Here is a 19,220-nt window from a genome sequence, read left to right on the forward strand (position 1 = left end):
TTCAGGTGACGGCATCGCGCTTGGCGGCGATGTCGTAGGCTAGTGTGTCGAGGATGTCGCGCAGGATTTCCACGGCATCCCACACGTCGCCAAAGCTTGTGTACAGGGGCGTGAAGCCAAAGCGCATGATGGCCGGTTCGCGGTAGTCGCCGATCACGCCGCGCGCGATCAGCGCCTGCATCACGGCATAGCCGTGCGGGTGCGTGAAGCTGACCTGGCTGCCGCGGCGCGCATGCTCGCGCGGCGTGACGAGGCCCAGCGGATGGCTGGCGCAGCGCTGCTCCACCAGCGCGATGAACAGATCCGTCAGGGCCAGCGACTTGCGGCGGATGGCTTCCATGCTGGTTTGCGCAAAGATATCGAGGCCGCATTCGACCAGGGCCAGCGAGAGTATCGGCTGCGTGCCGCACAGGGCGCGGGCGATGCCGTCGGCGGGCGCGAAGCCCGGCTCCATGGCGAACGGCGCGGCGTGGCCCCACCAGCCGGACAAAGGCTGGCGGAAGCGCGCCTGGTGTTTTTCCGGCACCCAGATGAAGGCTGGCGAACCAGGACCGCCATTCAGGTATTTGTAGGTGCAGCCGACGGCCAGGTCGGCGCCGGCGCCGTTCAGGTCCAGCGGCACGGCGCCGGCCGAATGGGCCAGGTCCCACAGCGCCAGCGCGCCCTGCGCGTGGCAATGGCTGCTGATGGCGGCCATGTCGTGCTGGTAGCCGCTGCGGTAGTTCACGTGCGTGAGCATGGCCACGGCGCAATCGGCAGCGATGGCTTGCGTCAGTTCTTCCGGGCTGTCGACCAGGCGCAGCTGATAGCCGCGGTCGAGCCAGGCGGACAGGCCTTGCGCCATGTACAGGTCGGTGGGGAAGTTGCTGCGTTCGCTGACGATGATGCGCCGCGCCGCATGCGCGGGATCGCTGGCCTGCATCTGCAGGGCGGCGGCCAGGGCCTTGAACAGGTTGACGGAAGTGGTGTCGGTGATCACCACTTCGCCCGTGCCGGCGCCCAGCAGCGGGGCCAGGCGGTCGCCCAGGCGCTTGGGCAGGTCGAACCAGCCGGCCGTATTCCAGCTGCGGATCAGGTCCGTGCCCCATTCGGCCGTGATGACGTGCTGGGCGCGGGCCAGGGCCGCTTTCGGCCGCGCGCCCAGGGAATTGCCGTCGAGGTAAATCACGCCTTGCGGCAAGTCGAATTGCTGGCGCAGGGGCGCCAGGGGATCGTCGAGGTCGCGCGCGCTGCAGTCATGTCGAGAAATCATGGTGGCTTTCATATTGATACTTGTCTCAGTGGCACGATATTGCTTGAAGCTTAAAGTATTGTGCGGAAGCAGGCAGTGTAGCAAATTCACGCTGGAAAGCGGAATTTCCGCTCGGGTTGAAGCGCGGAAAGTACGTGCTTGCGGGGCGTCAACGAAAAAAATCACGATTTTTAAAAATATTTTCAAATAGCCCTAAAGTTCTGCGATTCGCCGCCGTCAACAATTACATGAACGGTGTCAAACCGACGGAAAAAGAATGCGGGTTTTTGAAATATTTTTCAAAAAAGCCCTAAAGTTCCCGCCAGAGCAGCCGTTATCTAGGTAGACAGGCTTGATTCCGATCAAGTTGTTGTAAAAAAGTGATATTTTTTACAGGCCAAAAATTGGCTAAATCCGGCCCAGAGCCAACCCTCCATACCCGCGCCGTTGCTGGCGCGCGACCATGATCGAGTAGTGTTTGTCAGACAAACACCTACGATCCCATCCGCTATTGCCCGACCAAAAATACAGCGCTACGCCTCTGTTGCATTTAATGTTGCTCCTGCAGAATGTATCTCACTGGCAACACACAACGCCAGCTGAATTCAACGGATTGAGGAGATGGAAATGACTGCTAACGACATGATGGCTGAGATTCGCGACGCTAACCTGAGCTACCTGATGCTGGCCCAGCAAATGATTCGTGCGGACAAGGTAACGGCCATCTTCCGTTTGGGCATTGCCGCCGAAATCGCCGAACTGATCGAAGGCATGAGCAATGCGCAGATCCTGAAGCTCGCTGGCGGCAACATGATGCTGGCCCGCTTCCGCTTCGACGACAGCGCCATCCTGGGCATGTTGACGAACTACAATAAAGACCGCTCGCTGGCGCAATCGCACGCAGCTATCCTGATGGCAGGCCAGGGCGTCGAAGAAATCGCTTGATTCAGTAATCTTCAGTCAGTATCAGTTAGTTAGTATCAGTCAGTCGCGGAGTACACAGCATGGCCAAGAAAAGTGTCGTATCGGAAGCGCAGGAAATTCAGCTGGCCATCGAACTGATACAGCTGGGCGCCCGTTTGCAACTGCTGGAGACCGAAGTCTCGCTGTCGCGCGAACGCCTGCTCAATCTGTACAAGGAATTGAAGGGCGTCTCGCCGCCCAAGGGCATGCTGCCGTTTTCCACCGACTGGTTCATCACCTGGCAGCCGAATATCCATTCCTCGCTGTTCATCAACATCCACAAATTCCTCGTCGACCACGCCGGCGCCACGGGCATCGAAGCCGTGATGAAGGCGTATAAACTGTATCTGGAACAGATGCCGCCCGAAGCGGGCGAAGAGCCGCTGCTGTCGCTGACGCGGGCCTGGACCCTGGTGCGCTTTTTCAGCAGCAAGATGCTGGACATGGCCCCTTGCGGCAAGTGCGGCGGCAAGTTCGTCGTCAACTGCCTCGACCTGAACGCCGATTATGTGTGCGGCCTGTGCCACATGCCTTCGCGTGCCGGCAAAACGAAGAAGGCGCGCGATGAAGCGGCCGCTGTCGCGCCACCGAGTGTCGCCGCCTGATATTGCCCGAATTACTGTCCCAATAATAGCCTCAGTGAAAACCGGAGCGGTCGCCAGACCGGACTCCGGTTTTTTCATGGCGCTTTCGCTTACACTGGCGTTTTCCTCCTTTAACTTGCCCATGCTGCAGCAAATCCTGCGCGCGCCCGCGCTCAAGGCCATCCTGATCCAGGTGCTGGCCTTTCCCTTGATGTTGCTATTGGTATATGGTCTGGCGCGCGCCGGCGTGGCCATGTCGCTGCCGGCCGTGGCGCTGGTGCAGGGCGTGCTGGCGGCGCTCATCACGTGGCGCGAGGGACTGGCGCGCTGGTGGTGCGCCATCGGCCTGCTGTTCGCGCCCGCCTTGCTGGCCGCCAGCCTGCTCGAGCTGCCGCCGGCCGTGTTCCTGGCAGCCTTTGTTTTCCTGCTGAGCTTGTACTGGTCGACGTTCCGCACGCAAGTGCCGTTTTACCCGTCGGGGCCGAAGGTGTGGCAGGCGGTGGCGCAGCTGATCGCGGACCGTCCCGGCGTGCGGCTGATCGATATCGGCAGCGGCCTGGGCGGCCTGGTGCTGGACCTGGCGCGGCGCCGGCCCGATGGGCAGTTTTCCGGCATCGAGCTTGCGCCGCTGCCGTGGCTGGCAAGCCGCTTGCGCGCACGGCTGGCGGGCAGCCGCGCGCGCTTCCTGCGCGGCGACTACGAGGCGCTCGACTTCGGCGGCTACGATGCCGTCTTTGCCTACCTGTCGCCGGCGGCGATGGCGGCCTTGTGGCGCAAGGCGGAAAAGGAAATGTTGCCCGGTAGCATGCTTCTTAGTTACGAATTCCAGATCGCGGCACGCGCGCCCGATAAGACCATCGCCGCCACAGAGGGTGGCCCTTTACTTTACATATGGTGCTTTTAAGCAATTGTCTGCGTTATTTGCTTGCCCGTGGGGCAATCTCACGTTATTGTAGTTCCACACGGCATTTTCTCGGAATTGCATTGAAAAGCAGCACCTTTCAATTAACTTCCGGTTGCTTTTTTTGCCGCTGTCTTTGCCGGCGGCGCAGCCGCCAGAAGACAGAACAGGTTTGAACATGCCGGGCATACAGTCCCGGCCATTATTGGGAGTCAGGGCACTTGTTAGTCATAATCGGATACATCATCGTCTGCGCCTCGGTCTTTGGCGGCTTCGCAATGGCCGGCGGCCATCTGGCGGCGCTGTTCCAGCCGCTGGAGTTGCTGATGATCGGCGGCGCCGCCCTGGGCGCCTTCCTTGTTGGTAACAATAACAAGGCCATCAAGGCGACGATCGCCGCCTTGCCCAGCCTGTTCAAGGGTTCGCGCTATACCAAAGAGCTGTACATGGAACTGATGTCGCTGTTGTTCGAAGTGCTCAGCAAGGTGCGCAAGGAAGGCTTGATGTCGATCGAAGGCGATATCGACAAGCCCGAGGAAAGCCCGCTGTTTTCCAAGTACCCGGCCGTGCTGGCCGACCACCATATCGTCGAATTCATGACCGATTACCTGCGCCTGATGGTATCGGGCAATATGGATGCGTTCCAGATCGAAAACCTGATGGACAACGAAATCGAAACGCACCATCACGAAGGCGCCGTGCCGGCCCACGTGATCGCCAAGGTGGGCGATGGCTTGCCCGCGTTCGGTATCGTCGCCGCCGTGATGGGCGTGGTGCACACGATGGAGTCGGTGGGCATCCCTCCGGCCGAGCTGGGCATGCTGATCGCGCACGCGCTGGTCGGCACCTTCCTCGGCATCTTGCTGGCGTATGGCTTCGTCGGTCCGCTGGCCAGCCTGCTCGAACAGAAGCTGGAAGAGTCGAGCAAGATGTTTCAGTGCGTGAAAGTGACCCTGCTGGCCAGCCTGAACGGCTATGCGCCGGCGCTGGCCGTGGAGTTCGGCCGCAAGGTGCTGTTCTCGACCGAGCGTCCGACGTTCAACGAGCTGGAAGACCACATCAAGAAATCGAAAACGAAGTAAGCAGTGAATATACGCCTGGACACCATGAGTCATTTGCAGCACACGGAAGGGGGACGCCATGGCCGATGAAGGCATGCGCCCGATTATCGTCAAGCGTATCAAGAAGACGGCTGGCGGACACCATGGCGGGGCGTGGAAAATCGCCTACGCCGACTTTGTCACGGCCATGATGGCATTCTTCCTGCTGATGTGGCTGCTGGGCTCCACCTCGAAGGGCGACTTGAACGGCATTTCCGAATTCTTCAAGACACCGCTGAAAGTGGCGATGGCGGGCGGTTCCGGCAGCGGCGAGAGCAATTCCGTGATCCAGGGCGGCGGCCAGGACCTGTCGCGCCAGGATGGGCAAGTGCGCAAGGCGCAGGAAGAGCAGCAGCGCAAATCGTTCGACCTCAATTCCGCCAAGGCCGCGCTCGAACGCGAGGAAGGCAAGCGCCTGCAGGCGCTCAAGGCGCGCATCGAAGCGACCATCGACGCCAATCCGCTGCTGAAAAAATACAAGAACCAGTTGTTGCTCGATATCACCAGCGAAGGCTTGCGCATCCAGATCGTTGACGAGCAGAACCGTCCGATGTTTGCGCTGGCCAATGCGAACCTGCAACCGTACACCAAGGAAATCCTGCACGCCATTGGCTTCGTGCTCAATGAAGTGCCGAACCGCATCGGCCTGTCCGGGCATACGGATTCGACGCCCTACATGAGCGATGCCGGCTACAGCAACTGGGAATTGTCGGCCGACCGCGCGAATGCGTCGCGGCGCGAACTGGTGATTGGCGGCATGAAGGAAGAGAAAGTATTGCGCGTGGTGGGACTGGGCTCGGCCGCCCACCTGGACAAGCTCGATCCCTTCAATCCGATCAACCGGCGCATCAGCATCATCGTCATGAACAAGCGCACGGAAGAAAATGTCCTGCGCGATGGCTCGGCGATCGAGCTGCCGGTGACCGATGCCGCTTCCGCCGCTGTCGCTTCAGGGCTGGCGGCCGGCGCGCCGCCCGCGGCGGCGCCAGCCCCCAGCCCGGTAGCGGCGAAAAAATAACACGCAAGGCTGTCGACGCGTGATGTATTGAAACAATGAGACCTTTATGACAAGAAAGAAAATACTTGGCTCGCATGTAAAGCGCCTGCTGTCTGGCGTGTCGGACCATGGCCGCAAGCACTTGACGGAGGTGGAAACCGACCTGGTGCAGACCGGCATCTTGCTGGAAGAGGCGATCGAGAAGCTGTCCTTCAATTTCATGGCGATACATGCAGCCGTCGCTGCGCAGCAAGACACCATCGCGCTGCTGCTCGACGGCGGTATTCCGGCCGAGCAGCAGCGCGAAAAACTGCTGGCGTTGCAGGATGAGGTGGGGGGCTACGTGAATGCCGCCATCACCAGCCTGCAGTTCCAGGACATGACCAGCCAGCTGATCGAGCGCACCTTGAAGCGCGTGACGGGCTTGCGCGAGTTCCTCGGGACCCTGGGCGAGCATGGCGCGGAGATGTTGCCGGAGAGCGACAATGAAGAAATTGTCGCCTTGCTGGGGCGGGTCAGCATGGCGCTGGCGATTCAAAGCCTGGAGTTGCGCAGCGTGCTGCGCAAGGCTGTCAGTCAACAGCATTTGGAAAGTGGCGACATCGAGCTGTTCTAGCATGCCAGTGCTGAACGCTTGTGGTTGCATGGATTGATTAATCAAATACTCGGGCAGGATGCCCGGAATAAGTGGGAGCAAAGATGGCCAAAACGATACTTGCAGTGGACGATTCCAGCTCATTGCGCCAGATGGTGGCGTTCAGCCTGAAAGCCGCCGGTTACCAGGTGGTGGAGGCCGTCGACGGCCAGGACGGACTGGAAAAAGCCAAGCTGCAAACCGTGGACCTGGTCTTGACGGACCAGAACATGCCGCGCATGGATGGCCTGGAGCTGATCAAGCTGCTGCGCGAACTGCCGACCTACCAGAAAGTGCCCATCCTGATGCTGACGACGGAGTCGTCGGACGAGATGAAATCGAAGGGACGTGCCGCCGGCGCCAATGGCTGGCTGGTCAAGCCATTCGATCCGCAACGCCTGATCGAAGTGGTCAAGAAGGTGATCGGCTGATGCCAGCCGCGCAGCACAACGATGCAATTGACGGAGTCACCCTATGACCATCGATATTAGCCAGTTTTTTCAGGTCTTTTTCGATGAGGCCGAAGAACTGCTGGCTGAAAAAGAACGGCTGCTGCTGGCCGTTGATATTGCGGCGCCCGACGCCGAAGACCTGAATGCCATTTTCCGCACCGCCCATTCGATCAAGGGCGGCGCATCGACGTTCGGCCTTTCCGACATGAGCGAGGTGACGCACATCCTCGAGTCGCTGCTCGACCGCATTCGCCAGGGCCAGATGGCCCTGACGGCGGAACACGTCGACGCCTTTTTGGCGGCAAAGGATATCCTCAAGATGCAGCTCGATGGCCATCGCCTGGGCAGCGCCGTCGACCAGGATGCCGTGGCCAATGTGCGCATGATGCTGCAGTCGTTCTCGCAGGACGTGCCCGTGGCCGCGCTCACGCCCGTCGCGCCGGCCTTCCATACGGCGGAAAAGGCCGCCGTCAGCCATGCCGGCGGCCATCGCATCCGCCTGGAACTGCCGCAGATGGAAGGGCGCGAAGTCGATGCGCTGGCGGCCGAACTGGGCTTGCTGGGCGACGTCGCCGTGTCCAGCTTGCCCGACGCGCGCAAGGTGCTGGAAGTGACGACGCATGAAAGCCTGGACGATATCCTGGCCATCTGTTCGTTCGTGCTCAATCCGGACGACATGGTGATCACGCAGGCGCCGCCACTGGCGCCAGGCGAAGCCGAAGCGGCCCGCGCGGCGCAGGAAAAGGCGCAAGGTTACGGTTTCTTCGACCCGCTGCCAGGCGCGCCTGGCGCGGCCGATCCCGGCTATGGCTTCTTCCAGCCGCTCGAGGATATCCGCGCCGCCGCCGGCGTGCAGAGCGACGCCGAACAGGGCTACGGTTTCTTCCAGCCGCTCGAACAGATACGCGCCGACGCGGCCAGGGCGGGCAACGCCAGCGCTGCCGCCGCGCCGGTCGTGGCCAGCGCCGTGGCCGAAGCGGAGCAGGAAAAGAAACCGGCCAAGAAAGAAGGCGACAAGGCCGGCGCCGAATCGTCGTCGATCCGCGTCTCGATCGAGAAAGTCGACCAGCTGATCAACCTGGTGGGCGAACTGGTGATCACGCAGGCGATGATCGAGCAGCGCGCCAGCGCGCTCGATCCGATGCTGCATGAAAAACTGCTCGACAGCGTCAGCCACCTGACGCGCAACACGCGCGACTTGCAGGAAGCGGTGATGTCGATCCGCATGATGCCGATGGATTTCGTCTTTTCGCGCTTCCCGCGCATGGTGCGCGACCTGGCGACGAAACTGGGCAAGAAGGTCGATTTCATCACGAATGGCGCCGCCACGGAACTGGACAAGGGCCTCATCGAGCGCATCGTCGATCCGCTCACGCACCTGGTGCGCAACAGTATCGACCATGGCGTGGAAATGCCGGCCGCCCGCGTGGCCGCCGGCAAGACCGAGGCCGGCCGCTTGTTCCTCTCGGCCAGCCACCAGGGTGGCAACATCATCATCGAAGTATCCGATGACGGCGCTGGGTTGAACCGCGAGCGCATCCTGGCCAAGGCCGCTCAGCAGGGCCTGGACGTGTCCGAGACGATGAGCGACGCCGACGTGTGGCAGCTGATTTTCGCGCCCGGTTTTTCCACCGCCGAAGCGGTCACCGACGTGTCGGGCCGCGGCGTGGGCATGGATGTCGTCAAGCGCAATATCAGCGCCATGGGCGGCGTCGTCGACATCCGTTCGGCCAAGGGTTTCGGCACGACGATTTCGATCTCGCTGCCGCTGACCCTGGCCATCCTGGACGGCATGTCGATCCGGGTCGGCGACGAAGTGTATATTTTACCGCTGGGCTTTGTCATCGAATCGCTGCAGCCAGCCGTTGAGGATATCAAGGACATCAGTGGCAAGGGGCAGGTGGTGAAAGTGCGCGGTGAATACCTGCCATTGATCCCGCTGTACCAGATGTTCGACATCGCGCCGCGCTTTACCAGCCCTTCGGAAGGCATCTGCGTGATCCTCGAGACGGAAGGGCGCAAGGCGGCCCTGTTTGTCGATGACCTGGTGGGACAGCAGCAAGTCGTGGTGAAAAACCTCGAATCGAATTACCGCAAGGTGGTGGGCATTTCCGGCGCCACCATCCTGGGCGATGGCGGCGTGTCGCTGATTCTCGATGTCGCCGCCCTGATCCGTTCCTCTCGCCAGCTGGCCGACGAGTCCATTTTTTCGTAATACCGATAGATAAAGATAGGAAAACGCACCATGTCAGATACTCAACAAACATCCGGAAGCAATGCGGGCGACGGCAAGGACATCGCCGGCCGTGAATTCCTGGCCTTCACCCTGGGCTCCGAAGAGTACGGCATCGATATCCTGAAGGTCCAGGAGATCCGTGGTTACGAAGCGGTTACCCGCATCGCCAACGCGCCTGAATTCATCAAGGGCGTGATCAACCTGCGCGGCATCATCATTCCCGTGGTCGACATGCGCATCAAGTTCAACCTGGGTACGCCCGTGTACGACCAGTTCACGGTGGTGATCATCCTGAACATCGGCGGGCGCATCGTCGGCATGGTGGTCGACAGCGTTTCCGACGTCACCACCCTGACGCCGGAGCAGGTGAAACCGGCGCCGGAAATGGGCACCGCCTTCTCGACTGACTACATGATCGGCCTGGGCACCATCGACGAGCGCATGCTGATCCTGGTCGACATCGACAAGCTGATGTCGAGCAGCGAGATGGGCCTGATCGACAAGCTGGCGGCGTAAGCCTCCGCATGGCAGCAAGGCGGCGCCCGGTGCGCCGCCGTTTTGGCACGCAAAGAATCACTACAGATATGCATGTACCGGCGCGGCCAGAGGCGCGCCGGCAGGCTGCAAGGTCCGTCAGAGACCAGGCCACAACACGGCGCCGTCCGGTTGAACGGGCGCCGTTCACATAAATATTGGAGACTGTAATGAGTTTGCGCGATTTCAAGATAGGCACCCGGCTGGGGATAGGTTTTGGCAGCATTCTCGCCATCCTGGTGGTGGTGATCGTTTCGGCGAATGCACTGAATTACCGTAACAAGGCCCAGTTGCTCACGGGCCTGGCGCTGGCAAGCGAAAAGAATACGCAGGCGTCGCTGATGAAGAGCGCGATGCTGGAAACGGGCATCGCCATGCGCAATATCGGCCTGCAGGGCGATGTGGCCCTGATGCAGGCGGAAGAGGGCAAGGTGCGCGAGCAGCGCAAACTGTATGACGGCGCGCGCGGCAAGCTGGCCACCCTGGGCCTGTCCGATGGCGAGAAGGCGCTGCTGGCCAATATCGCCAAGGTCGACGGCGATGTCGATGCCGCCTTCAAGGAAGCGATGGGGCAGGTGCTGGCGTTTAACAGCGAGGGCGCGGCGAAGGTGATCGCCACCCGCATCGACCCATTGAACAAGACGACCCTGGCCGATATCAACAAGCTGCTCGACTTGCAGCACGTGGCGCAGCAAAGCTTCATGGATGACTCGCTGGCGGCCGATGCGCGCCTGATGACGGTGCTGTTCATCCTGGGCGGCGCGGCGGTGGCGATCGGCGCCTGGTGCGCCATCTTCATCACGCGCTCGATCACGGTGCCATTGTCCGGCGCCCTGGCCGTGGCGCAGAAGGTGGCGGCCGGCGAGCTGACGTCGCGCGTGGTGGTCGAAGGCAAGGATGAAACGAGCGCCTTGCAGCAAGCGCTCAAGGACATGAACGAGAGCCTGGTGCAAACGGTCAGCGACGTGCGCAATGGAACGGACACGATCACCGTGGCGTCGCGCGAGATCGCCAGCGGCAATGCGGACCTGTCGGCGCGCACGGAAACGCAGGCCAGTTCGCTCGAAGAGACGGCATCGTCGATGGAAGAACTGACGTCGACCGTGAAGCAGAATGCGGACAACGCGCGCCAGGCCAACCAGCTGGCCGTGTCGGCGTCGTCGGTGGCGGAGCAGGGCGGCAAGGTGGTGGCGCAAGTGGTCGATACCATGGGCTCCATCAAGGACAGTTCGCGCAAGATCGTCGACATCATCGGCGTCATCGACGGCATCGCGTTCCAGACGAATATTCTGGCATTGAATGCGGCCGTCGAAGCGGCGCGCGCAGGCGAGCAGGGACGCGGTTTTGCGGTGGTGGCGTCGGAAGTGCGCAATCTGGCGCAACGCTCCGCCGGCGCGGCGAAAGAGATCAAGGGCCTGATCGGCGACTCGGTCGACAAGGTTGATGCGGGCAGCCGCCTGGTGGACGAGGCGGGTCAGACCATGGGCCTGATCGTCACGTCGATCCGGCAGGTGGCCGACATCATGGGCGAGATCACGGCGGCGACGCAGGAACAGAGCCATGGCATCGAGGAAGTGAACCAGGCCATCGCGCAGATGGACCAGATGACGCAGCAGAACGCGGCGCTGGTCGAGGAAGCGGCGGCGGCGGCCGAAAGCATGCAGGACCAGGCGCAGAAACTGGCCGACGCCGTCCGCATCTTCAAGCTCGATGGCGAGAGCGCGGCGCAGGTGGCCATGCCCGTACCCGCGCCAGCAGTCAAGGCGGCGGCACGGCCGGCACCGAGCGTGGCGCCAAATACAAGGCGGTTGGCAAAGACGGCGCAAGCCGGCACGCCAGCGCCCGCGAAAAAGCTGGCGGCAGCCGGCGGCGACGATTGGGAAGAGTTCTGACGCCAACCCGGTCCCGCTAGTTATACTTGCAAAGGCATTGGTCAGAGTAGTCATAGAGAGGTAAAAATAAAATGCCGCAAACTAAAACGGATTCGGTCAAGGAATTTGATTTCACTGGCAAGGACTTCGAGCGGGTCCGCGCCATGATTTACAAGCGGGCCGGCATCGCGCTGGCCGACAGCAAGCAGGAGATGGTCTACAGCCGTCTGGCCAGGCGCTTGCGCGCGACCGGCATCTCCTCGTTCGTCCGCTACCTGGACGACCTGGAAGCTGGCCGCATGGGCGATGAGTGGGAAGCGTTCACGAATGCGCTGACGACCAACCTGACGTCGTTCTTCCGCGAGGCGCATCATTTCCCGCTGCTGGCCGAGCACGTGAAAAAACTGAGCGGGCCGATCACCATCTGGTGTTCGGCCAGTTCCACCGGCGAGGAGCCGTATTCGATCGCCATGACGGTGTGCGAGGCGTTCAATACGCTCACGCCGCCCGTCACCATCATCGCCACGGACATCGACACGAACGTGCTGGCCACGGCCGCCAATGGCGTCTACAACCTGGACCGGCTCGACAAGATGCCGGCCGACCGTGCGCGGCGCTTTTTCTTGCGCGGCAAGGGCGATCGCGAGGGGCAGGTGCGGGTGCGCCCGGAATTGCGCCAGATGATCACCTTCAAGCCGCTCAACCTGCTGGCCGACGGCTGGCCATTGACGGGGCAGTTCGACGTCATCTTTTGCCGTAACGTGATGATTTATTTTGACAAGGCGACGCAGCGCAAGATCCTGTCGCGCTTTGTGCCCTTGATGAAGCCGGATGCCCTGCTGTTTGCGGGCCATTCGGAGAATTTTCTGTACGTGTCGGATTCATTGAAGCTGCGCGGTAAAACAGTCTATGAGCTCGATCAGCCTCGGGGCGCCGCGCCCAAGGCATCGTCGCATCGTACATGAGAGTGAAATATGAGCCTGGAATCCAAAGAGCAATTCGCCACTAACGTCTATTACGACAGGACGTTCAATTGTGACGCCGCCAAGATCTTGCCTGGTGAGTACTACTTTACCAACAAGGACATGCTGATCGTCACCGTGCTCGGCTCCTGCGTCTCGGCCTGCATCCGCGACCGCGTCACGGGCCTGGGCGGCATGAACCACTTCATGCTGCCTGATGGCGGCAGCGACCCGAACAGTCCGATTTCCGCGTCGATGCGCTATGGCACCTACGCCATGGAAATCCTGATCAACGATTTGCTGAAGGCGGGCGCGCGGCGCGAGAACATGGAAGCGAAAGTGTTCGGCGGCGGCGCCGTGCTGCGCGGCTTCACGGCGATCAACGTCGGCGAACGCAATGCTGCCTTCGTCATCAATTACCTGAAGGCGGAAAAGATGCGCGTGGTGGCCGAAGACCTGAACGACATCCATCCGCGCAAAGTGTATTTTTTCCCCCGCAGCGGCAAGGTGCTGGTGAAAAAGCTGATGCAGACGCATAACGATACGCTGGTACGCCGCGAACTCGATTACGCCAGCCGCTTGAAAGTCGCGCCGGTGGGCGGCGAAGTCGAACTGTTCTGATAAGCACCAGGCCAAACCTGCTGCGCGTCGCGCTGTGCGGCTTGCGGCGGTTTTGTCCGGTGTACTAATTTAATAAAGAATAAGGGCCGCAAGGCCTGGAAGGAAGAATATGAAGATCAAGGTTTTGATCGTGGATGACTCGGCGTTGATCCGCAGCGTCATGACGGAAATCGTAAACAGCCAGCCCGACATGGAAGTGGTGGGCGCTGCGCCCGATCCGCTGGTGGCGCGCGAGATGATCAAGCAGACCAACCCCGACGTGCTGACCCTCGACGTCGAGATGCCGAAGATGGATGGCCTCGACTTCCTGGAAAAACTGATGCGCTTGCGCCCGATGCCGGTCTTGATGGTGTCGTCGCTGACCGAGCGCGGTTCGGAAATCACCATGCGCGCGCTGGAACTGGGCGCCGTCGATTTCGTCACCAAGCCGAAGATTTCCATCCAGAGCGGCATGCGCGAGTACACCGACATGATCGCCGACAAGATCCGCGCCGCCTCGAAGGCGCGCATCCGCGCGCGCACCCTGCCGTCGGCCGGCGACAAGGTGGCCGCACCGCTGCCTGCGCTGCGCAGCCCATTGACGTCGAGCGAAAAGCTGATCATCGTGGGCGCCTCGACGGGCGGCACGGAAGCGATCCGCGAATTTCTCATGCAGATGCCGTCCGACTGCCCCGGCATCCTGATCACGCAGCACATGCCGGAAGGCTTTACGCGCTCGTTCGCGCGCCGCCTCGATTCGCTGTGCAAGATCTCGGTGCAGGAAGCGGCAGGTGGCGAACGGGTGCTGCCCGGCCACGCCTACATCGCACCCGGCCATTCGCACCTGACCTTGACGCGCAGCGGCGCCAACTACATGACCAAGATCGACCAGGGCGAACCGGTGAACCGCCACCGCCCGTCCGTCGATGTGCTGTTCCGTTCGGCCGCGCAATCGGCCGGTAAAAATGCCGTCGGCGTGATCCTCACCGGCATGGGCAAGGATGGCGCACAAGGCATGTTGGAGATGAAGGCCGCAGGAGCGTATAATTTTGCGCAGGATGAAGCCAGTTGCGTGGTGTTCGGCATGCCGCGCGAGGCGATCGCCGTTGGTGCTACGCATGAGGTCGGCGCTCTGACGGCCTTGCCTGGCATGGTGCTGGGACACCTGGCGGCGCATGGCATGCGTGCTTTGCGCGTGTAAGCCACGTTTTATATGATCTGAGGCAAGTTTGTTCGCCTAAAAGCAACGAAAATGCTATCCTACAACTTGCTGCCGTAGTGTCGACCATAATGTCGGCATTCATGTCGATATTATTAACAAACCGCTACAGAAACAACGGAGTTATTCATGGCTGATCCAAAGATGAAATTTTTAGTCGTTGACGATTTTTCGACGATGCGCCGCATTGTCCGGAATCTGTTGAAGGAACTGGGTTATGCCAACGTCGATGAGGCGGAAGACGGCGTGATGGGCCTGGCCAAGCTGCGCGCGGAATCGTTCGATTTCGTCGTGTCGGACTGGAACATGCCCAACATGGATGGCCTGACGATGCTGCAGCATATCCGCGCCGATCCCGCACTGGCCAAGCTGCCCGTGCTGATGGTCACCGCCGAAGCGAAAAAAGAAAACATCATCGCCGCCGCCCAGGCTGGCGCCAGCGGTTATGTCGTCAAGCCGTTCACGGCCGCGACCCTCGATGAAAAGCTGAACAAGATTTTCGAGAAGCTGGAAAAAGCCGGCGCCTGATTCAGGCTTGACCGTTATCAAGAAAACGCTGCCCGTGCAAACCGGCAGCGTTTTTTTTCGTCCGCCTGCGCCGATCACATGAGATTGCGCAAAGGAATTAAGTATTTCCTAAAGTTAACTTTACACGTCAAATAATTTGGCCCATGATCGCTGCAGTATTTCCCTTTGTCCCCGACCCCGACAAGAAGGAGCGCGCGATGCGCCGAGCACACGTATTATTTTTCGCCCTGAGCACAGCCATGTTGGCAGGCTGTGGCGTTAGCCTTGAACAAACCACCGCTGCGCCTGTCGCGTCGGTCGAGATGCAGGAGCTGGCCGCGCAGCCGCCTGCCGAAGCCGATGGGCGGCATGCTTATCTGCACCGCGTGGGCGGCCATGACTATGTCAGCCTGAGCCAGAACGGCCCGGAAGGCGGCTTGCCGATCCTTACGGGCACACAGCGCCATGCGCACGCCATTCGCCTGCTGGCAGCCGATCCGGCCCAGGCAAGGGCCATCCTGCGCAGCCTGAGGCTGCCTGCAAACCAGCGCAAGCTGTGGGCGGGAGAAGAAATCGTGCTTGATGCGGCCAGCTATGACATGTTGCAAGCGGCACGCGGCAGCAACAAACCGCTGTTTGCCGAACTCAAGCTGGTAGGGATGGAGAAGTAAAAAAAGAAAGGCTCTGTCATCGATAAATAGGGGATCTGCCTGAATCTTTCCTTGGCTGGGCTGTCTGACTCTGCATACCCACCATGCAGGAGCCGATCATGCAGCCAGCCGAATGGATACGCTTTATCGCGCAGTTTGCGCAGTTGAACCGACGCCAGCGGCAGGCAGGAATAGCCTTGCTGTGTGGCAATGGGCCACACGATGTGACCGTCACGCTGCTTGAAAACGCTACGCAAGCACGCCTGGGCTGTCCCGCCTGCCAATCGTGTCACCTGCACCGGCATGGCCATGCGCACGGCCTGCAGCGCTACCGCTGTGTATCCTGTGGACGCACATTCAATGCCTTGACGGGCACGCCGCTGGCGCACTTGCGCCATAAATCGCTGTGGCTCGACTATGCGGATTGCCTGCTTGATTCCAGGTCGGTACGCCAGGCCGCTCAGCAGTTGGGACTGCACCGCAACACCACGTTTCGCTGGCGACACCGTTTTCTCAGCGTAGCAAAGACGGACCGGCCGCATTGTCTGCATGGCATTGCCGAGGCCGATGAACTCTACGTGCTGGAATCAGAAAAGGGATCCAGGCAGATGACGCGTCCGGCGCGCCGCCGTGGCGGCCATGCCCATCAGCGCGGCATTTCCAATGAACAGGTTTGCATCCTGGTGGCGCGCGACCGTACGGGCCAGACCCTCGATTTCGTCACGGGCAAAGGGGCGTTGACGAAGGCACAGCTGCATCATTCTCTGTTACCCGTTATCGACAAGGACGTGCTGCTGGTGACCGACGGTCATGCCGCCTATCAGGCTTTTGCGAGGGAAGCGGGCATCAGCCACCAAGCAGTCAACTTGCGCGCTGGCATCCGTGTGCGAGGGGCCGCCCACGTGCAGAACGTCAATGCCTATCACAGCCGCTTGCGCGCATGGCTACGGCCCTTTCACGGCGTGGCGACGCACTACCTGCCGAACTACCTGGGCTGGCGCTGGATACTCGACGCCAGGCGCATCCGTTCATCGGAAACGTTATTGAAAGCAACGTTGGGCGCATTCCCACACTTGACGGTGACATAGCCAAAAGAAACGGGGCCGAATGGCCCCGTTGTGACAATGCTTAAATTTCCAGGTTGTCGATGAGTCTGGTTTGTCCCAGCTTGGCGGCAGCCAGCACCACCAGCGGTTCGCCGGCGGCCAGCTCGGCGGCGCTAGGCGCTTGCAGGTTGGCGCGCTTGCGCACGGCGATGTAGTCCGATTTCCAGCCGCGGCCGTCCAGCAACTGCATGGCTGCCTGTTCCAGTTCGCCGACGGCCAGGTTACCCTTGCGCACTTCTTCGGCCACGAAATTAAGTCCCTTGTACAGTTCCGGCGCTTCCGCGCGTTCGCTTTCCGACAGATACATATTGCGCGACGATAAGGCCAGGCCATCGTCCGCGCGGTAGGTTTCCGCGGCGATGATTTCCGTCGGCAGCGCAAACTGGCGCGCCATGTTGCGGATGATCATCAGTTGCTGGTAATCCTTCTTGCCGAACACGGCCACGCGCGGGCCCACGCACGAGAACAGCTTGGTGACGACCGTGCATACGCCTTCGAAGAAGCCGGGGCGGAACTCGCCTTCCAGCGTATTGCCCAGGTCATCGGGCGGGCGCACGCGGTATTCCTGCGGTTCCGGGTACAGTTCCTTTTCCGTCGGCGCGAACAGCACGTATACGCCTTCCTTTTCCAGCTTGGCGATGTCGGCGGCCATGGTGCGCGGATATTTTTCGAAGTCTTCGTTCGGGCCGAATTGCAGGCGGTTCACGAAGATCGAGGCGACGACGGGGTCGCCATGCTTGCGCGCCAGGCGCATCAGCGACAGATGGCCTTCATGCAGGTTGCCCATGGTAGGGACGAACGCCGTGCGCAGCTGTCCGCTGAGCTGGTCGCGCAATTCTTCGATGTCGGAAATAATTTTCATGGATTGCTTTCGCTAAAACCCCGTTGTACGGTGGTCAGTGACAAAGGGAAGGGGTCAGGCGGGCGAATAGGCCAGCCGGACGTAGATGGGTGCAAACGGTTCAGCCTGCGTGATTTCGATCAGGGTTTCCTTGGCCAGTTCCAGCAGGGCCACGAAATTGACCACCACCACGGGCACGCCGCCGGCAATGTCGAACAGTTCGCTGAACTCGACAAAGCGCGACGATTGCAAGTGGCGCAGGATGCTCGACATATGCTCGCGCACGGACAGTTCCTGGCGGCTGATGCGGTGATGCTGGGTCAGCTTGGCGCGTTTCAGCACGTCGAGCCACGCCTGCTGCAAGTCCACCGGTTCCACGTCGGGCCAGGTGGGCGTCAGGCTTTGCTCGATGAAAATCTGCGTGCGCACGAAATCGCGCTCGAACTGCGGGATGGCATTCAGGTCGTAGGCGGCCAGCTTGATCTGCTCGTACTCGAGCAGGCGGCGCACCAGTTCGGCACGGGGGTCGCCACCATCTTCCTCGACGTCGCTTTTGCGCGAAGGCAAGAGCATGCGCGACTTGATCTCGATCAGCATGGCGGCCATCAGCAGGTACTCGGCGGCCAGTTCCAGGTTGCGCACGCGGATCTGGTCGACATATTTCAGATATTGCAGTGTCACCTGCGCCATCGGAATATCGAGAATGTTGAAGTTTTGCTTGCGGATCAGGTAAAGCAGCAAGTCGAGCGGGCCTTCGAAGGCTTCGAGGAAGATTTCCAGCGCGTCCGGCGGAATGTACAAATCCGTCGGCATGCGCATCATCGGCTCGCCATACAGGCGGGCGATGCCCAGCGGGTCGGCGGCCGGCGCCGCGTCCGTTACTGCCGTGGCCGATGTTGCAGGGTCGCCGCTGCCGTCGCCTTCAGCGACAGGTGGGAGCGACTCGATGACTGCGCCGGCACCGGAAGCGTCGGCTTCCGGCGTGACTGCAGACTCTTCAGGCAACATCGTGCCGGTTCCAGATCTTAGTTCTTGTTCTGGTAAACGTAAGCCTGTTGCTTGACGGCCGACGCCAGCTGGCGTTCCTGCTCATCGATGCTGACGGCCGGCTTGTCCCACAGCAGGGCGCGGCCCGCTTGCTGGCCCGCTTCCATGCCAGGGTTCTTGGCCTTCAGTTCGGCGATGAACAAGGTGTGGTCGGATACGTAGTTGGTGTGTTTTGCAGGCAGTTTCATATTCTCTTCTGAGTGTCTTATGGGTAAGGTCAGCCGGCCGTATTTTACCGCGCCGTGCGGCCTGGCGGGTTGTTGTATCGGCAAGTCCGGGGCGAAATTGCTAAAAATCAATAACGCAGCAAACGCCGCATCACCATCGGCGCCGGTTCGGCGGGGTTGGCGTGCGAATATTCCAGTTCTTCGGCCAGGTCGAATTCGAAGGCCGCATAAAAATCGATCAGCTTGCGCTGGTCGCGCCGCACGGCCAGGCGCAATTCCTCGGCCTGGCACGACAGGCCGTGATGAATGATGGCTTCGAGCAAATGTTGCGAAACGTGGCTGCCCCGGTAGGCGGGCAGCACGCCCATGCGTGAAATCTTCCAGATGGCGGGATCGCTGTCGAGCGGCATCCAGCGCAGCGAACCGGCTGGAATGTCGTCGATCAGCAACAGAAAACCGCCGCCGTGGCGCAGTTGCTCTTCCACCTGCTGCGCCGTCTCGTGGTGTCCACTGGACGAAGCGGCCACCTTGCCGGCCCACGCGGCGCGGGTCAGCTCGGCCATCAGCTGTGCATCGGCATTTGTTGCTTCACGCACCACGATATTCATCATCGGTCCT

General features: G+C 60.9%; 21 protein-coding genes. 16 read left to right on the forward strand and 5 right to left on the reverse strand.

The features are described 5' to 3' along the window. Nucleotide 1: 1 nt before the first annotated feature. Nucleotides 2-1,252, reverse strand: a complete 1,251-nt coding sequence (gene kynU / locus FG13_RS28400) for a kynureninase (RefSeq protein WP_035826583.1) — start codon at nt 1,250-1,252, stop codon at nt 2-4. A 606-nt stretch (nt 1,253-1,858) separates the two neighbouring features. Between kynU and flhD the strand changes: the two genes are divergently transcribed. From flhD to FG13_RS28480, 16 genes are all read left to right on the forward strand, one after another. Then, nucleotides 1,859-2,176: a flagellar transcriptional regulator FlhD gene (flhD, locus tag FG13_RS28405; RefSeq protein ID WP_034758381.1), complete on the forward strand. Its 318-nt coding sequence runs from the start codon at nt 1,859-1,861 to the stop codon at nt 2,174-2,176. Nucleotides 2,177-2,235: 59 nt separating this feature from the next. Continuing rightward, nucleotides 2,236-2,799 (forward strand): flagellar transcriptional regulator FlhC, encoded by a 564-nt coding sequence (gene flhC / locus FG13_RS28410; RefSeq protein ID WP_035826585.1) that lies wholly within the window; start codon nt 2,236-2,238, stop codon nt 2,797-2,799. Between the two features lie 76 nt (nt 2,800-2,875). Then, complete coding sequence (locus tag FG13_RS28415) at nt 2,876-3,682, forward strand: class I SAM-dependent methyltransferase (RefSeq protein ID WP_235211822.1); 807 nt, start codon at nt 2,876-2,878, stop codon at nt 3,680-3,682. Nucleotides 3,683-3,900: 218 nt separating this feature from the next. Beyond that, nucleotides 3,901-4,761 (forward strand): flagellar motor stator protein MotA, encoded by an 861-nt coding sequence (motA, locus tag FG13_RS28420; RefSeq protein WP_034758373.1) that lies wholly within the window; start codon nt 3,901-3,903, stop codon nt 4,759-4,761. Nucleotides 4,762-4,819: 58 nt separating this feature from the next. Continuing rightward, complete coding sequence (gene motB, locus FG13_RS28425) at nt 4,820-5,797, forward strand: flagellar motor protein MotB (protein ID WP_034778017.1); 978 nt, start codon at nt 4,820-4,822, stop codon at nt 5,795-5,797. A 46-nt stretch (nt 5,798-5,843) separates the two neighbouring features. Further along, nucleotides 5,844-6,392 carry a hypothetical protein gene (locus tag FG13_RS28430; RefSeq protein WP_034758366.1) on the forward strand — a complete coding sequence of 183 codons (549 nt, stop codon included), beginning with the start codon at nt 5,844-5,846 and terminating at the stop codon, nt 6,390-6,392. An 83-nt stretch (nt 6,393-6,475) separates the two neighbouring features. After that, nucleotides 6,476-6,841: a response regulator gene (locus FG13_RS28435; RefSeq protein WP_034758362.1), complete on the forward strand. Its 366-nt coding sequence runs from the start codon at nt 6,476-6,478 to the stop codon at nt 6,839-6,841. Between the two features lie 43 nt (nt 6,842-6,884). Beyond that, a complete protein-coding gene (gene cheA, locus FG13_RS28440) occupies nt 6,885-9,077 on the forward strand; it encodes a chemotaxis protein CheA (RefSeq protein ID WP_035826595.1) in 2,193 nt (730 codons plus the stop codon). A gap of 30 nt (nt 9,078-9,107) precedes the next feature. Next, complete coding sequence (locus tag FG13_RS28445; protein ID WP_034758356.1) at nt 9,108-9,614, forward strand: chemotaxis protein CheW; 507 nt, start codon at nt 9,108-9,110, stop codon at nt 9,612-9,614. Between the two features lie 188 nt (nt 9,615-9,802). Beyond that, nucleotides 9,803-11,524 (forward strand): methyl-accepting chemotaxis protein, encoded by a 1,722-nt coding sequence (locus tag FG13_RS28450; RefSeq protein ID WP_035826597.1) that lies wholly within the window; start codon nt 9,803-9,805, stop codon nt 11,522-11,524. Between the two features lie 71 nt (nt 11,525-11,595). Next, a complete protein-coding gene (locus FG13_RS28455; RefSeq protein ID WP_035826600.1) occupies nt 11,596-12,468 on the forward strand; it encodes a CheR family methyltransferase in 873 nt (290 codons plus the stop codon). 9 nt (nt 12,469-12,477) lie between these two features. Beyond that, on the forward strand, nt 12,478-13,086 hold the full coding sequence (cheD, locus tag FG13_RS28460) for a chemoreceptor glutamine deamidase CheD (RefSeq protein WP_034758343.1): 609 nt from the start codon (nt 12,478-12,480) through the stop codon (nt 13,084-13,086). A 109-nt stretch (nt 13,087-13,195) separates the two neighbouring features. After that, nucleotides 13,196-14,266, forward strand: a complete 1,071-nt coding sequence (locus tag FG13_RS28465) for a protein-glutamate methylesterase/protein-glutamine glutaminase (RefSeq protein WP_035826603.1) — start codon at nt 13,196-13,198, stop codon at nt 14,264-14,266. A gap of 147 nt (nt 14,267-14,413) precedes the next feature. Then, on the forward strand, nt 14,414-14,812 hold the full coding sequence (gene cheY, locus FG13_RS28470) for a chemotaxis response regulator CheY (protein ID WP_026132837.1): 399 nt from the start codon (nt 14,414-14,416) through the stop codon (nt 14,810-14,812). Between the two features lie 143 nt (nt 14,813-14,955). Next, nucleotides 14,956-15,462 carry a hypothetical protein gene (locus tag FG13_RS28475; protein ID WP_152598885.1) on the forward strand — a complete coding sequence of 169 codons (507 nt, stop codon included), beginning with the start codon at nt 14,956-14,958 and terminating at the stop codon, nt 15,460-15,462. 98 nt (nt 15,463-15,560) lie between these two features. Next, nucleotides 15,561-16,529 (forward strand): IS1595 family transposase, encoded by a 969-nt coding sequence (locus tag FG13_RS28480; RefSeq protein WP_035828976.1) that lies wholly within the window; start codon nt 15,561-15,563, stop codon nt 16,527-16,529. A 40-nt stretch (nt 16,530-16,569) separates the two neighbouring features. Here FG13_RS28480 and panC read toward each other — a convergent pair whose 3' ends face one another. The 4 genes from panC to FG13_RS28500 all read right to left on the reverse strand — a co-directional run bounded on the left by panC (nt 16,570) and on the right by FG13_RS28500 (nt 19,210). Then, the gene (panC, locus tag FG13_RS28485; RefSeq protein ID WP_035826607.1) at nt 16,570-17,409 is read right to left on the reverse strand and encodes a pantoate--beta-alanine ligase; all 840 of its coding nucleotides are present in this window, start codon (nt 17,407-17,409) and stop codon (nt 16,570-16,572) included. A 54-nt stretch (nt 17,410-17,463) separates the two neighbouring features. After that, nucleotides 17,464-18,396: a segregation and condensation protein A gene (locus tag FG13_RS28490; protein ID WP_035826609.1), complete on the reverse strand. Its 933-nt coding sequence runs from the start codon at nt 18,394-18,396 to the stop codon at nt 17,464-17,466. Nucleotides 18,397-18,413: 17 nt separating this feature from the next. Next, nucleotides 18,414-18,623, reverse strand: coding sequence for a DUF3460 family protein (locus tag FG13_RS28495; protein WP_035826611.1), 210 nt, complete (start codon nt 18,621-18,623; stop codon nt 18,414-18,416). A 107-nt stretch (nt 18,624-18,730) separates the two neighbouring features. Then, nucleotides 18,731-19,210 (reverse strand): GNAT family N-acetyltransferase, encoded by a 480-nt coding sequence (locus FG13_RS28500; protein WP_034778216.1) that lies wholly within the window; start codon nt 19,208-19,210, stop codon nt 18,731-18,733. Nucleotides 19,211-19,220 lie beyond the last annotated feature (10 nt).

The sequence above is a fragment of the Janthinobacterium sp. RA13 genome, assembly GCF_000745325.1.
Taxonomy (GTDB): Bacteria; Pseudomonadota; Gammaproteobacteria; order Burkholderiales; family Burkholderiaceae_D; genus Janthinobacterium; species Janthinobacterium rivuli.

What these genes read in the sequence shown, in the direction of transcription:
- kynU (WP_035826583.1), bottom strand. Translation starts at nt 1,252, where the DNA reads ATGATTTCTCGACATGACTGCAGCGCGCGCGACCTCGACGATCCCCTG.
- flhD (WP_034758381.1), top strand. Translation starts at nt 1,859, where the DNA reads ATGACTGCTAACGACATGATGGCTGAGATTCGCGACGCTAACCTGAGC.
- flhC (WP_035826585.1), top strand. Translation starts at nt 2,236, where the DNA reads ATGGCCAAGAAAAGTGTCGTATCGGAAGCGCAGGAAATTCAGCTGGCC.
- FG13_RS28415 (WP_235211822.1), top strand. Translation starts at nt 2,876, where the DNA reads ATGGCGCTTTCGCTTACACTGGCGTTTTCCTCCTTTAACTTGCCCATG.
- motB (WP_034778017.1), top strand. Translation starts at nt 4,820, where the DNA reads ATGGCCGATGAAGGCATGCGCCCGATTATCGTCAAGCGTATCAAGAAG.
- FG13_RS28430 (WP_034758366.1), top strand. Translation starts at nt 5,844, where the DNA reads ATGACAAGAAAGAAAATACTTGGCTCGCATGTAAAGCGCCTGCTGTCT.
- FG13_RS28435 (WP_034758362.1), top strand. Translation starts at nt 6,476, where the DNA reads ATGGCCAAAACGATACTTGCAGTGGACGATTCCAGCTCATTGCGCCAG.
- cheA (WP_035826595.1), top strand. Translation starts at nt 6,885, where the DNA reads ATGACCATCGATATTAGCCAGTTTTTTCAGGTCTTTTTCGATGAGGCC.
- FG13_RS28445 (WP_034758356.1), top strand. Translation starts at nt 9,108, where the DNA reads ATGTCAGATACTCAACAAACATCCGGAAGCAATGCGGGCGACGGCAAG.
- FG13_RS28450 (WP_035826597.1), top strand. Translation starts at nt 9,803, where the DNA reads ATGAGTTTGCGCGATTTCAAGATAGGCACCCGGCTGGGGATAGGTTTT.
- FG13_RS28455 (WP_035826600.1), top strand. Translation starts at nt 11,596, where the DNA reads ATGCCGCAAACTAAAACGGATTCGGTCAAGGAATTTGATTTCACTGGC.
- cheD (WP_034758343.1), top strand. Translation starts at nt 12,478, where the DNA reads ATGAGCCTGGAATCCAAAGAGCAATTCGCCACTAACGTCTATTACGAC.
- FG13_RS28465 (WP_035826603.1), top strand. Translation starts at nt 13,196, where the DNA reads ATGAAGATCAAGGTTTTGATCGTGGATGACTCGGCGTTGATCCGCAGC.
- cheY (WP_026132837.1), top strand. Translation starts at nt 14,414, where the DNA reads ATGGCTGATCCAAAGATGAAATTTTTAGTCGTTGACGATTTTTCGACG.
- FG13_RS28475 (WP_152598885.1), top strand. Translation starts at nt 14,956, where the DNA reads ATGATCGCTGCAGTATTTCCCTTTGTCCCCGACCCCGACAAGAAGGAG.
- FG13_RS28480 (WP_035828976.1), top strand. Translation starts at nt 15,561, where the DNA reads ATGCAGCCAGCCGAATGGATACGCTTTATCGCGCAGTTTGCGCAGTTG.
- panC (WP_035826607.1), bottom strand. Translation starts at nt 17,409, where the DNA reads ATGAAAATTATTTCCGACATCGAAGAATTGCGCGACCAGCTCAGCGGA.
- FG13_RS28490 (WP_035826609.1), bottom strand. Translation starts at nt 18,396, where the DNA reads ATGTTGCCTGAAGAGTCTGCAGTCACGCCGGAAGCCGACGCTTCCGGT.
- FG13_RS28495 (WP_035826611.1), bottom strand. Translation starts at nt 18,623, where the DNA reads ATGAAACTGCCTGCAAAACACACCAACTACGTATCCGACCACACCTTG.
- FG13_RS28500 (WP_034778216.1), bottom strand. Translation starts at nt 19,210, where the DNA reads ATGAATATCGTGGTGCGTGAAGCAACAAATGCCGATGCACAGCTGATG.